Here is a 12,126-nt window from a genome sequence, read left to right as displayed (position 1 = left end):
AAAAACAGAACTTAGTCTGAGACTAAATTCTGTTGATTTTATGCAGTTTTCTCAGAGTAACTTCTGGAAGAACGGGAACTAGAACTTACTTTGAGAATTTACCGAAAAACACAGAAAAACACAGTCTTTCGACTGTGTTTCCTTTAATCTAATTAGTAACCCATTCCCATTCCATCCATACCTTGTGGCATAGCTGAAGCGGCTGGTTCTGGTTTGTTAGCAACAACTGCTTCTGTTGTCAAAATCAAGCTAGCTACAGAAGCTGCATTTTGAAGGGCTGAACGTGTTACTTTAACAGGATCAATGATACCTGCATCCATCATATTGACCCATTCGCCTGTCGCTGCGTTAAAGCCAATGCCCAGTTCTGAATTCTTCAGTTTATCAATGATAACTGAACCTTCATAACCTGCGTTATAAGCAATCTGACGAACTGGTTCTTCCAAGGCACGAAGGACAATATTGCGTCCTGTTTCATCGTCGCCTTTCAACTGTAATTTCGCTACGCTATCGATAACATTGACAAGAGCTGTACCACCACCGGCTACGATTCCTTCTTCAACTGCGGCACGAGTTGCGTTGAGGGCATCTTCGATACGGAGTTTCATTTCTTTCAACTCAGTCTCAGTAGCAGCACCAACTTTGATGACAGCGACACCACCTGACAATTTAGCCAAGCGCTCTTGCAATTTTTCACGGTCAAATTCTGAAGTGGTTACCTCAATCTGTGACTTGATAACAGCGACACGGTTGGCAATGGCTTCTGGATTTCCAGCACCTTCAACAATGGTTGTACCATCTTTGTCGACCACAACTTTAGCTGCTTGACCAAGTGCTTCAATGGTCGCATCTTTCAAGTCCAAACCAAGATCTTCTGTAATCACTGTACCGCCTGTCAAGATAGCAATATCTTCCAACATAGCTTTACGACGGTCACCAAATCCTGGCGCCTTAACAGCGACTACGTTGAAAGTACCACGAATCTTGTTAAGTACAAGTGTTGGTAAGGCTTCCCCATCCACGTCGTCAGCAATAATCAACAATGGACGATTGGTTTGGAGAATGCTTTCCAAAAGTGGCAAAATATCTTGAATATGAGAAATTTTCTTATCGGTAATCAAGATGAATGGATTTTCAAGTTCAGCCACCATCTTTTCATTATCTGTTACCATGTATTGTGACAGATAACCACGGTCGAATTGCATACCTTCAACCACATCCAATTCTGTTTCCATACCGCGAGATTCTTCAATGGTGATAACACCATCTGTGCCCACGCGCTCCATAGCTTCTGAAATGTACTCACCAACTTTTTCAGAACGTGAAGAAACAGCTGCGACTTGAGCAATTTCTTCTTTATTTGAAACTGGATTGGCCTGCGCTTTCAAAGCCTCAACTGCTGTTGCAACCGCTGCTTCAATCCCGCGACGGATACCGATTGGGTTGGCACCTGCAGTCACGTTTTTCAAGCCTTCGCGAACAATCGCTTGTGTCAAAACAGTTGCAGTTGTTGTACCGTCACCAGCGATGTCATTGGTTTTTGAAGCCACTTCGGATACCAACTTAGCACCCATATTTTCAAAATGGTCTTCCAACTCGATTTCTTTAGCAATGGTCACACCGTCGTTTGTAATGAGTGGTGATCCATAAGCTTTTTCCAAGACAACATTGCGACCTTTTGGCCCCAAGGTTACTTTGACCGTATCTGCCAAAATATCGACACCACGAACCATGCTCTCACGAGCATCTGCTGCAAATTTAATTTCTTTTGCCATAATTATACCCTCCCGCCTAAATCAATAAAAAATCCTACTTCACATTTCTTACAATTTCACAAGCGGGTTCAAATCCTTTTCTATTAGTTTCTTATTCAATGATTGCTAAAATATCAGCTTCACGAATGATGTGAACGGTCTGGTCACCGTCTTTGACTTCCAAGCCTGCATGAGCATCAATCAACACTGTGTCACCAACTGCCACAGCAGGTGCTACCAGGTCTCCGTTCAAGGTACGAATTCCTTGTCCAATCGCTAGGACACTTGCTTCTTTTGTCTTTTCTTGACTTGCACCTGCTAGGACAAATCCACCAACTGTTTGTTCTTTTTCTTCAATTTTTACGACGATACGATCGCCCAATGGTTTTAACATTCTACTACCTCCTGGTATTTTTAGCACTCTATACGTATGAGTGCTAATTCACATTTCCTATTGTATCACTTGGTCAAAAATAGTCAAGAAAATTCTATCTCTTTTTCGTGAAAATCCACCCTAAGTCTGAGAAAAATAATTTGCATTATAATTTTTGTAAACATATGCTATACTATTGTCTAAAAGAAGTGAAAGCGGGATTGTAATGAACTATTTTCGACATTTAAAAACAGATTACCTTGAAAGTCGATTTTCTGCCCACGAAAGTTTTGCAGAATGGTTTTTAAAACGAAAATTAGGCTTTTGGGGGAAAATGATATTCGCCTATCTGCTCTGGTTAATCTGGATATTTTTCTTTTCCCATCCCCATTACCTCATCTTTTTCTTTTATGGCGTTATCCTATTGTCACTGATTGTTATGCTAGTAGAATGGTGGAAATATAGAAAATGAACAGCAAAAAACACCAACTTTTGTCGGTGTCTTTAAGGAGATATGAAAAATATTTAGGATTGACTAAAGTATAACCTATTTTTCAATACGCTCCATCGGTCTTGGGACTGATATGACATCAAAACGGCAATTCTTCCTCTTCCAAAATCACATCTGCCAAATCATCATTCGCATTATTTTCACGCATAGCTCGTTGAGCACGACTTTCAAGCAATTGGAAAGACTGGCCTAGAATCTCTGTCACATAGTGGTTGCTGCCGTCTTTTTCATATTTCCGCGTCCGCAATTCACCATCAATAGAAATTAAACTTCCTTTACTGCCATAAGAGACAAGTGTTTCCGCCAGTTTTCCCCAGAAAATAACATTCAAAAAGTCTGCCTCACGCTCGCCATTTTCTGTTTTGAAACGGCGATTCACAGCAATTGTAACACGAGTCAGATTTTTGCCATTTGGCGTTTGAGTCAGTTCCGGTTGGGCCGTCAAGCGACCGATTGCAATGATTTTATTATACATTTTTTATCCTCCTACTTATTTATTCGTAGGAAAGATGATAAAATGATGATAAAATGATGATAAAATGATGAAAAAGGAGAAAAATAGATGAAAAATATCCTTAGCTCAAAGCTCCAATCTACCCAACCTTATACCAATCAGGAGATCAGCTGGTTGCTGGAAAACATCGGTCATCCAGACCCTACTATACGCGACGAGCTGATTTATGCTAGTTTTTGCCACATCTGTCTAAATGGTTTGATTACAAGAGAACAAGCACAGGAATTGCTTCAATATTCACAGGACACCAAGCCATTTTCCCTAGAAGCACCCACACTAAAACGAAGTTTTACTTGCTTGCTTTACTGTCTTTTGCTGTCTGTTGATAATGATTCTGAGTCTATTTATCATGCTTTTTTAAATGACGAGGACCGCGAACTACTTTTTCAACAGGCCTTGGATTATTTGGCGATTGAAAATGACTGGTCTGGTTATGATGAAAAACTCGGCTGGATACACACCGCTGCTCATGGGGCTGATTTTTTGTTGGCCGCAAGCTTTCACACCAAATTTCCTGTCCAAAAAAGCAAAGAGGTATGGCAAGCCATTCTTACTTGTCTATCTAAACAGAATCAAACCTTCACAGCTGGAGAGGAAATTCGCTTAGCACAAATCCCTGTCTACCTTTTGCTGAATGAAAAAGTAACTAGCCAAGAGCTGACAGAATGGATGAACGAACTAGACTTTCCCAACCAAGAACCAGTAGACTACTTCCGGTGGCTCAATCTCCAACATTTCCTGTCCAGTCTCTATTTCCAACTCAAATCACAACAGGTCTTAACTACTGACATCCTGGAAGCTATTGAAAGAAAAATCAAGCTAGTATAAAAGAATTGGCCAAAATTGACCAATTCTTCTTTTTCTATCCCTTCCAGTGTTTTGCTGAATCAAAAGCTTCTCCGACCACCGCGGAGTCGTCTAATTCAATAATACCACGGACTTGTGGTGCGTTTGGTAGTGCCAATTCACGCGGACTACACATCATACCAAAGCTATCCTCACCACGCAATTTCCCTGGGAAAATCAGGCTACCGCTCGGCATCATTGCCCCCGGAAGAGCCACAATGGTTTTCAATCCTTGGGTAGCATTTGGGGCACCAGCTACGATTTGCACTGTTTTGTCACCGACATTGACCTGACAGATATTGAGGTGGTCGCTATCTGGATGAGGAACCAATTCCACAATCTGACCGACTACGAACTTTGGAGCATTGTCGTTAACCAGGCTTTCCGTAAAGCCTTCTTTTGCTAATGCTGCATTCAAGGTCGCAACTTGTTCGTCTGTTAGGAAAACTTGGCCATTTCCAGCAAGCTCAATCAGGCTCGATACATCAAAGATATTCCAGGCCACTGTTTTTCCAGTTTCTTCTAAGAAAACACGCGCCACTTGACCCTTGCGTTCAAACTGGACAGCCTGCCCCTTGTCCTCAGCCGCAATCACCATAAGAACATCGCCAACGTGTTCCTTATTATATGTAAAAATCATTTCTTTTTCATTTCTCCTTTATGCAAATAGACCGGTCAAGCCTTTCCATAGATTTTCAAAAAAGGCGCCGATTTTTTCTAAAATCCCTGAATCTTGTAAATTCTTATAGGCTTCCGAAATTTGTTGCTCCGCCTGTTGCTTGAACTGGTTGAGCTGGGCAGCAACCTCAGCCGAATCAATAGCAGAGGTTTCCTGATAGGCTTTGGCAAAGGTAACTAATTTTGAAACTTCATCTGCTGTGATAACATTTTCCAAACCGTTATTGGCCAAGACATCGTTAATAATAGTATTGATGTCTGATTCAGAAGCTACCTGACCATTGGACTTTTTGTAGTCGGCAAGAGCAGTCTTGATTTCCGCTACCGCCTTATCCAAGGCTGAACTATCAAAATTAGAGTCACCTGTATGAGCCGTCGCCACTTCATTGACTGTCTCTAGCTCTTGTTGAGCTACTTCGGTTCGGGCTGTATCAACTGTTTCACCATTGGCCACAAGAGCCTTGTAAACACCTGTCAAAGCAGACTCCCCCGTTACCTGAATCGGAGAAGCTACATCAATCAAGACATCCGACGCACCTGCTGTAATGGCTGCATTGGCATACTGTGTTTCGGTAATCAAGGTGATGTTCTGTGGCGTCTTAATATCCACCACAACCCCTTTTCCAGCATCCTGCTTTTGCACCAAGACAGATGAATAGAGGGAAGCTGTATCTGCTCCAGATGTACCTAAATATTGGTCCATATCCGCGCCAACAACCACCTGACGACTGACATTATTGACATCCGAAATACCAAATAGATTGTTAACCTCTGTCGCCTGCGCATCTGACAAACCGCCACCATAGACCAGTGTTGGCTTGCCCCATTTTTCATTGATAACATCTGTTTGAATCTCAGCCTGCACCAAAGGAGCAAGACTCAAACTAAACCCCAGCACCACAGGTGCTAGAAGGATGTTTCCTAGTGATTTCTTCATGTTCTTTCCTTTCTTTTGGACATAGCAGAGCTGCTCTGCCAATTTATCTACCCAGTCCAGATAAGAAGTTCATGATTTCTTCCTTGGTCTTGCGATTCTTATCGACAAAACGACCGATTTCCTTACCATTTTCTAAAACAACCAGACTTGGAATGCCTAAAATTGCCCATTCCTGTGCCAAAGGCATAAAGTCATCTCGATCCAGTTGCACAAAACGGAAATCTGGAAATGCCTCTTCGATAGCTGGCAAATGCGGTTTGATATAGTGGCAATCTCCACACCAAGTCGTCACAAATAGAAAAACAGTTGGCTTGCCATCTTCAATCAAGGCAGCTACTTCTTCAAGATTTGTTGGAAAAATCATCTTTCTTCCTCCCTGTATTGAATAGAACCTTGGGTATTTTCAAATAGAAATACCTGTCCTGCCTCCATCACAACCCCTCCGATAAGAGTTGTCTGCGTAGAAGCTGTTTCATCCACATAGACCGTGGCAATCTCTCCTAAATCAGCGAAAAAGTCACGCACCTCCTGCAAGGCCTGTGCTTTTTTACGGTCTTCTTGGATTTTACGGTAAAATTGAGCACTAGCGGTGAGCACACCTGCCCCCAATAAGCCTGCTAGCAAGGCTGTCTTTTTCTTTTTCATGTTGACTATTTTATCATATTTCCTCGGAATTTTCCCAAAAATGCCATTGAACTTGTGACAGCTGAGACAAACTCACACCACTTGACAAAAGACTAAAAAATAGATAGAATGGTCTTACAGTGATAAATGTTTGTCAACACTTGGCAATCAAAAAGCCCCCAACGTTCCCAGCGTTGAGGGTTTTATTTTGCCCCTGGGGCCTACTTGTCACGATTGTTGAGCCATCTTTCAAACAAAACTGTTAGAAAACTGACGAACAAAGGTACAAGAAAAACTGTGATAAATGCTTCCCACACTTAGCAATCACCTCCTCTCTATTTTGAGGGGCATTTCTATCCTAGCAAATTTCAATCATTCTTGTCAATACTATCCATATTTTTCTATATTTTCAAGACAAGTCTAGCTCTTCGTGATAAAATAGTAGTAATCATGTCATGGAGGAAGAAGTATGACTCTTTTTAAAAAAATTAAAGAAGTTACAGAATTGCAAAGCTTACCGGGATTTGAAGGACAGGTTCGCAACCACATCCGCCAGAAAATCACACCGCATGTAGACCGCATCGAAACAGATGGACTAGGTGGAATTTTTGGCATCAAGGATACAACTGTTGAAAATGCTCCTCGTATCCTAGTGGCTGCACATATGGATGAAGTCGGCTTTATGATTAGCCAAATCAAGCCAGACGGTACTTTCCGTGTTGTCGAGCTGGGAGGCTGGAATCCGCTAGTTGTATCCAGTCAAGCCTTCACGCTTCAACTACAGGACGGTCGAACCATTCCTGCCATTTCAGGTTCAGTGCCTCCCCATCTTTCTCGTGGGGCTAATGCTCCTGGCATGCCTGCCATTGCGGATATTATTTTCGATGCTGGTTTTGCCAATTATGACGAAGCTTGGGCGTTCGGCGTTCGTCCGGGGGATGTCTTGGTTCCCAAAAACGAAACCATTCTAACAGCCAACGGAAAAAATGTTATTTCTAAGGCTTGGGACAACCGCTTCGGTGTTCTTATGGTGACCGAACTACTGGAAAGTCTATCGGGTCAAACCTTACCAAATCAGTTGATTGCTGGGGCAAATGTACAAGAAGAGGTTGGTCTACGTGGAGCTCATGCTTCTACAACCAAGTTCAATCCAGATATTTTCCTTGCTGTTGATTGCTCGCCTGCAGGCGATATTTATGGCGACCAAGGAAAAATTGGTGACGGAACTCTACTTCGTTTCTACGACCCAGGTCATATCATGTTAAAAAACATGAAAGACTTCCTCCTCTCAACTGCCGAAGAAGCAGGGGTCAAATTCCAATACTACTGCGGGAAAGGTGGAACAGATGCTGGTGCAGCCCACTTAAAAAATCATGGTGTTCCATCAACAACTATTGGTGTCTGCGCTCGCTACATCCATTCACATCAAACTCTCTACAGCATGGATGACTTCTTAGAGGCCCAAGCCTTCTTGCAAGCTATCGTTAAAAAGCTAGATCGCTCAACGGTTGATTTGATTAAAAATTATTAAAACAAAAGACTTTGCTAGGTAGAATGCCCGGCAAAGCCTTTTTCTATATAAACTCTTCTAAAATGTACTTCCTCACATAAGTAATAAAGTAAAGCGAGCCTGTAATCAGGTAAAGTTTTTTGGGATTGTCCAAGTCCGCCTGCTCCAACCACTCCTGATAGGTCTGAACTCGTTCATAACCTGACGGATAATCATCCAGCTGTACCGCACGGAAATCATCAAAGGTTGTCACGCTAACAGGTCCAAATTGGCTAAGCTGCGATAACATCTGATCCACAGGCTTGGTATTGATGGCTGCAAAGAGGATTTCGATGTCTCTATCGGCATAGTTTTCCTCTAAGAGCTGGGTCAGGACGGCGATGCTTTCATTATTGTGGGCTCCGTCAATCATAAGCGTTGGTTTCATCAATTCTAAGCGCCCCGGCCAGATGGCTTGGGACAAGCCCTGGCTGATAGTTTCATTGGTAATCTTTTGAAAATGTGAGCTAAGAAGCTGAGCTGTGGTCACTGCCAAGGCTGCATTGACCTCTTGGTGACGCCCCTGCATCTGTAGCCTCAAATCCTCAACACGGCCGAAGGGGCTTGAAACCGCAAAGCCTGCTCTGCTATTTTCCAAAAGAATCTCCCGCCCCACCGCATAGGTCGGACTCTGAAGCTGACTGGCGTGATCCTCAAATACCGCCTCCACTTCTGGCTGGTCGGTCGCATAGAGGAGGGGGACCCGCTCACGCAAAACAGCAACCTTGTGACGGGCTATAGCAACATGAGTCTCCCCTAAAAAGGATTGATGGTCTAGACCAATAGAGGGGCACACTACCGCCAATGGACTTAAGACATTCGTGGCATCCAGTAAGCCGCCCATGCCTGCCTCCACCAAAAGAATATCGGGATGCTGGTAGTGAGCAAAATAGACAAACATAGCCACTACAACAATCTCAAACTCTGAGATGGCGTCTAGTTCTGCTGTCTGGTCCAAGTTATCAATCAAGGGTTGCAAGTCTGTCACAATCCTCGCAAAATCTTCCTCTGAAATCATCTCCTGCTCAAAGACAATCTGTTCTCGAAAATCAATGATAGACGGCGATGTAAACCGGCCAACGGTATACCCAGAAGCTTGCATGATAAACTGCAGGTCATTAAGGGTCGATCCCTTACCATTTGTTCCTACAAAGTGAACCGTTGGTACACGATGCTGGGGATTGTCCAAGCGCTCCAAGAGCCAGTTGACACGTGCAACACCATTTTCTAAATCTGATGCAGGACGATTCGATAGCCACCGGCGAGTTTCTAGGTAATTCATCATTTCACCTCTACAAAAGAGCAACAGGGGGATGACCTGTTGCTGGATACTATATTATTTAATACCCACTAGTTTTGCGAACTCGGGTATTTTTTGTAAATTTGGTAAGACAAGCATGGTTACGACAATGCGTAATGGAATTTCAAAAACCGCCTTAATCAAGCGACTACTGTATAAAGCAATCCAAGGTGTTCCAAAATGGAAATGGAGGGCAATCGGTGTCATGATAAAGGAAATCACAACCTGAATCAAAACAACAACCCCAGCAACATAGAACCAGTCAGCTTTATTTTTCATATCTAGTGGTTTTTGATAAAAGAACCAGCCATAGATAAAAGCCGATACCGCCTCTATTACTATCCAAGTAAAGAGAACAGTTTGTCCGCTAAACAAGACAAAGACTGGGTCTGAAATAGCTGCAAAGACAGCTGCCCAAACTGGACCCGCAATAGCTCCCAAAATAGTATTGGGAATGAAGGTAAACTGAACCTGCAAAGTGTCCGAAAGACGGATTGAGAAATAGTTCTCTACAATCATGACCAGGGCAAGGGTCACTGCAATGGCAGTCAATAACTGCACAGTCAGTTTTGGAATTTTCTTTTCCATAAAAACGCTCCTTCTAAGAAATGGAGCTGTCGTATTCATTCGACAGCGGATGCAATGGTTTACCGCGCTGACGCTTCGTTATGTGGCAACATCCCATCCACATACACTTAACGCAAACCACCTACTCTGTGCAAATTTCTTTGCTAGTCTATTTTATCATACCGAGGTCAGTTTGACCAATTGCCAAAATCTATTACTCCTAACAGTTACTGACTATAAGAAAAACTGACAGGGTTACTGCCAATTTCCTACTATTATTTCAAGCGTTCAACTTCACGCGCAATAACCAATTCTTCATCCGTTGGAATAACCAAGACACGAACTTTTGATTCTGGCGTTGAAATGTCACCATAGTTGCCAAATACATTTTTTGCTGGGTCCAACTCAATACCAAACCAAGACAAACCTGCAATGACATCATTTCGCATTGCAGCAGCATTCTCACCCATTCCTGCTGTAAAGATGATGGCGTCAGCACCATTTAAAACTGCAAGATACTGACCGATAAATTTCTTAATACGGTCAATGAAAATATTGTAGGCCAATACTGCATCTGGATTGTGAGATTGGATGCCTGCTTCAATATCGCGCATATCACTTGAAAGACCAGATACACCAAACAAGCCTGACTGTTTATTCAACATGTTAACAACGTCTGCAGCATCTTTCAACTCTTCAACATTCGCAATCAAATAAGGAATGATAGCAGGATCAATATCCCCTGAACGAGTTCCCATCATCGGACCAGCCAGAGGTGTGAAGCCCATTGACGTATCCACAGATTCACCATGATAGTTAGCAGTGATGGATACACCATTTCCGATATGAGCCGTAATTAATTTTAATTCCTCAATCGGACGACCTAAAACTTTTGCTGCCTCATGCGCTACATAGAAGTGGCTTGTTCCATGAGCACCATACTTACGAACTTTATAGTCTGTATAATATTTTTGTGGAATCGGATAGAGATAAGCGTGTTTTGGCATTGTTGTATGGAAAGCAGTATCAAAAACAGCTACATTCAATACTTCTGGCAATACTTCTTCAAATGCGCGCATCGCTGCTACGTGTGCTGGGTTATGAAGGGGTGCCAAGGCACTCAACTCTTCAATTTGCTCAATCTCTTTTTGACCAATAACCGCTGACTCCTTGAAGTATTCTCCACCCGCAACAACACGGTGTCCCACACCTGTAATTTCTTCATAAGTTGCAATAATATTGTGTTTGAGCAAATCTTCAAGAAGAATCTTAACTGCAACTGTATGATTAGGAATATCTAATACTTCACTTTCTTTTTTTCCATCATACTTAACAGTGGAAATAGAATCATTTAAGCCGATACGCTCGATAATACCCGCTGCTAATACTGTCTCTTCTGGCATTTGATAAAGTTGCCATTTTAAGCTAGAACTACCTGCATTAATTGCAATTGTTTTTGACATATCTTACCTCTTTTAAAGCGTTTTCCTAACTAGTATAACAGATTTTCACTTAAATTGCATTCTCTTGCTTCCAATTTTTGAAATTGAGCATGAACTTCTGAATAGCTTCTGGTTCTTGAAGACTTTGTAAGGGATAAACAAACGGCGCCAACGGTCTTGCAGCTTTCTTTTGCAAGACAAAAATAGACTTGGCCATAGCAGCCTTCCCAAAGAGATTTGGTGGCAGGGCAATCATGGCAACAATATTGGCTTGCTCCTGTAACCAGCCTTTCAGTAAATCGCTTTGCGGACTAGTCAACAAATCATTTGGAGCCAAGAGAATAGCGAATCCATCTTTTTCCAGATATTTGAGGGACTGTTCCATGAGCAAATGATGTGCGTAGGTATGTTCATTTGGACTGGCTACCTGATAACGGCTAGCAATCTGGTCATCTGGATAGTAGCCAATAGGCAAATCTCCCAAAATCACTTGGCTTTCTTTCAAAATCTGCGGACGTACCGCATCTCCCTGAGCAAATGAAATAGCTGCTCCCATGACATCCGCAATACTAGCCGATAAATCAATCAAGAGGTCATCTATTTCAATCCCTAAATAGTCTAATTCCTTCTGGCTGGCGTTGAGAATGGTCTGAGCTAAGTTTCCTGTGCCAGAACCAATTTCCAAAACTGTTACTCTTGGAGTAGAAACCAACTGGTCTACAAGGAAAGATAAGATAAATCCGATAGAGTCAGGTGTGAACTGATGGTTGTACTGCATCGGTTCTGTCTGGTTAGCTTTAATGAGCAAGAATTGGTAAGCACGACGCCATTCTTCCTTTGTCAAGGCTAATTCTCTCAAAACTTGATTGTTGTTGAGAACAAGTTCGGTTTCATGTTGACCAGCTACATAGGTAGCATTTTGCTCAATCATAGCATCATAAATATTGGTCCCAAGTTGATTTTGAATCGTCTGTACATTTTCTAAAAGCAGGTTGTAGGCCTGTTCAATTTTTTCATATTTCATATTCTTA

General features: G+C 42.4%; 13 protein-coding genes and 1 riboswitch. Of the genes, 2 read left to right on the top strand and 11 right to left on the bottom strand.

Annotated elements, in window-relative coordinates; translation table 11 throughout:
• Positions 1 to 152 precede the first annotated feature (152 nt).
• The 3 genes from groL to K6V43_RS07925 all read right to left on the bottom strand — a co-directional run bounded on the left by groL (position 153) and on the right by K6V43_RS07925 (position 3,113).
• Positions 153 to 1,775 carry a chaperonin GroEL gene (gene groL / locus K6V43_RS07935; protein WP_222382533.1) on the bottom strand — a complete coding sequence of 541 codons (1,623 nt, stop codon included), beginning with the start codon at positions 1,773 to 1,775 and terminating at the stop codon, positions 153 to 155.
• A 91-nt stretch (positions 1,776 to 1,866) separates the two neighbouring features.
• Complete coding sequence (groES, locus tag K6V43_RS07930; RefSeq protein WP_024404081.1) at positions 1,867 to 2,148, bottom strand: co-chaperone GroES; 282 nt, start codon at positions 2,146 to 2,148, stop codon at positions 1,867 to 1,869.
• A 569-nt stretch (positions 2,149 to 2,717) separates the two neighbouring features.
• Positions 2,718 to 3,113: a single-stranded DNA-binding protein gene (locus K6V43_RS07925; protein ID WP_105126473.1), complete on the bottom strand. Its 396-nt coding sequence runs from the start codon at positions 3,111 to 3,113 to the stop codon at positions 2,718 to 2,720.
• A gap of 87 nt (positions 3,114 to 3,200) precedes the next feature.
• Here K6V43_RS07925 and K6V43_RS07920 point away from each other — a divergent pair, with 87 nt between their 5' ends.
• The gene (locus tag K6V43_RS07920) at positions 3,201 to 3,980 is read left to right on the top strand and encodes a DUF2785 domain-containing protein (RefSeq protein ID WP_222382531.1); all 780 of its coding nucleotides are present in this window, start codon (positions 3,201 to 3,203) and stop codon (positions 3,978 to 3,980) included.
• A gap of 34 nt (positions 3,981 to 4,014) precedes the next feature.
• Here the strand turns inward: K6V43_RS07920 and ytpR are convergent, their stop codons facing one another.
• Genes ytpR through K6V43_RS07900 form a run of 4 tightly spaced genes read right to left on the bottom strand, consistent with a single transcriptional unit; the run spans position 4,015 to position 6,258 of the window.
• Entirely contained in the window at positions 4,015 to 4,638 is a 624-nt protein-coding gene (ytpR, locus tag K6V43_RS07915; RefSeq protein WP_172017856.1) for a YtpR family tRNA-binding protein, read from the bottom strand.
• Between the two features lie 18 nt (positions 4,639 to 4,656).
• Positions 4,657 to 5,613, bottom strand: coding sequence for a DUF1002 domain-containing protein (locus K6V43_RS07910; RefSeq protein WP_222382529.1), 957 nt, complete (start codon positions 5,611 to 5,613; stop codon positions 4,657 to 4,659).
• A 43-nt stretch (positions 5,614 to 5,656) separates the two neighbouring features.
• Complete coding sequence (locus K6V43_RS07905) at positions 5,657 to 5,977, bottom strand: thioredoxin family protein (protein ID WP_024375735.1); 321 nt, start codon at positions 5,975 to 5,977, stop codon at positions 5,657 to 5,659.
• A complete protein-coding gene (locus K6V43_RS07900) occupies positions 5,974 to 6,258 on the bottom strand; it encodes a DUF4651 domain-containing protein (RefSeq protein WP_024383185.1) in 285 nt (94 codons plus the stop codon). The genes K6V43_RS07905 and K6V43_RS07900 overlap by 4 nt, the downstream gene beginning before the upstream one ends.
• A 448-nt stretch (positions 6,259 to 6,706) precedes the next feature.
• Here K6V43_RS07900 and pepA point away from each other — a divergent pair, with 448 nt between their 5' ends.
• The gene (gene pepA, locus K6V43_RS07895) at positions 6,707 to 7,768 is read left to right on the top strand and encodes a glutamyl aminopeptidase (protein ID WP_222382527.1); all 1,062 of its coding nucleotides are present in this window, start codon (positions 6,707 to 6,709) and stop codon (positions 7,766 to 7,768) included.
• A 43-nt stretch (positions 7,769 to 7,811) separates the two neighbouring features.
• Here the strand turns inward: pepA and K6V43_RS07890 are convergent, their stop codons facing one another.
• From K6V43_RS07890 to K6V43_RS07875, 4 genes are all read right to left on the bottom strand, one after another.
• Positions 7,812 to 9,068 carry a folylpolyglutamate synthase/dihydrofolate synthase family protein gene (locus K6V43_RS07890; RefSeq protein WP_222382526.1) on the bottom strand — a complete coding sequence of 419 codons (1,257 nt, stop codon included), beginning with the start codon at positions 9,066 to 9,068 and terminating at the stop codon, positions 7,812 to 7,814.
• 54 nt (positions 9,069 to 9,122) lie between these two features.
• Positions 9,123 to 9,674, bottom strand: a complete 552-nt coding sequence (locus K6V43_RS07885) for a folate family ECF transporter S component (RefSeq protein WP_222382524.1) — start codon at positions 9,672 to 9,674, stop codon at positions 9,123 to 9,125.
• Between the two features lie 41 nt (positions 9,675 to 9,715).
• A riboswitch (THF riboswitch) is annotated at positions 9,716 to 9,805 on the bottom strand.
• 123 nt (positions 9,806 to 9,928) lie between these two features.
• Positions 9,929 to 11,116, bottom strand: a complete 1,188-nt coding sequence (locus K6V43_RS07880; RefSeq protein WP_024404782.1) for an acetate/propionate family kinase — start codon at positions 11,114 to 11,116, stop codon at positions 9,929 to 9,931.
• Positions 11,117 to 11,165: 49 nt separating this feature from the next.
• Complete coding sequence (locus tag K6V43_RS07875) at positions 11,166 to 12,119, bottom strand: class I SAM-dependent methyltransferase (protein WP_222382522.1); 954 nt, start codon at positions 12,117 to 12,119, stop codon at positions 11,166 to 11,168.
• Positions 12,120 to 12,126: the final 7 nt, after the last annotated feature.

This window comes from Streptococcus suis (assembly GCF_019794615.1).
In the GTDB taxonomy this organism is placed as follows: Bacteria; Bacillota; Bacilli; order Lactobacillales; family Streptococcaceae; genus Streptococcus; species Streptococcus suis_AI.
Note: the sequence above shows the minus strand (reverse complement) of the source record. Positions and strands in the feature narration are given on the sequence as shown.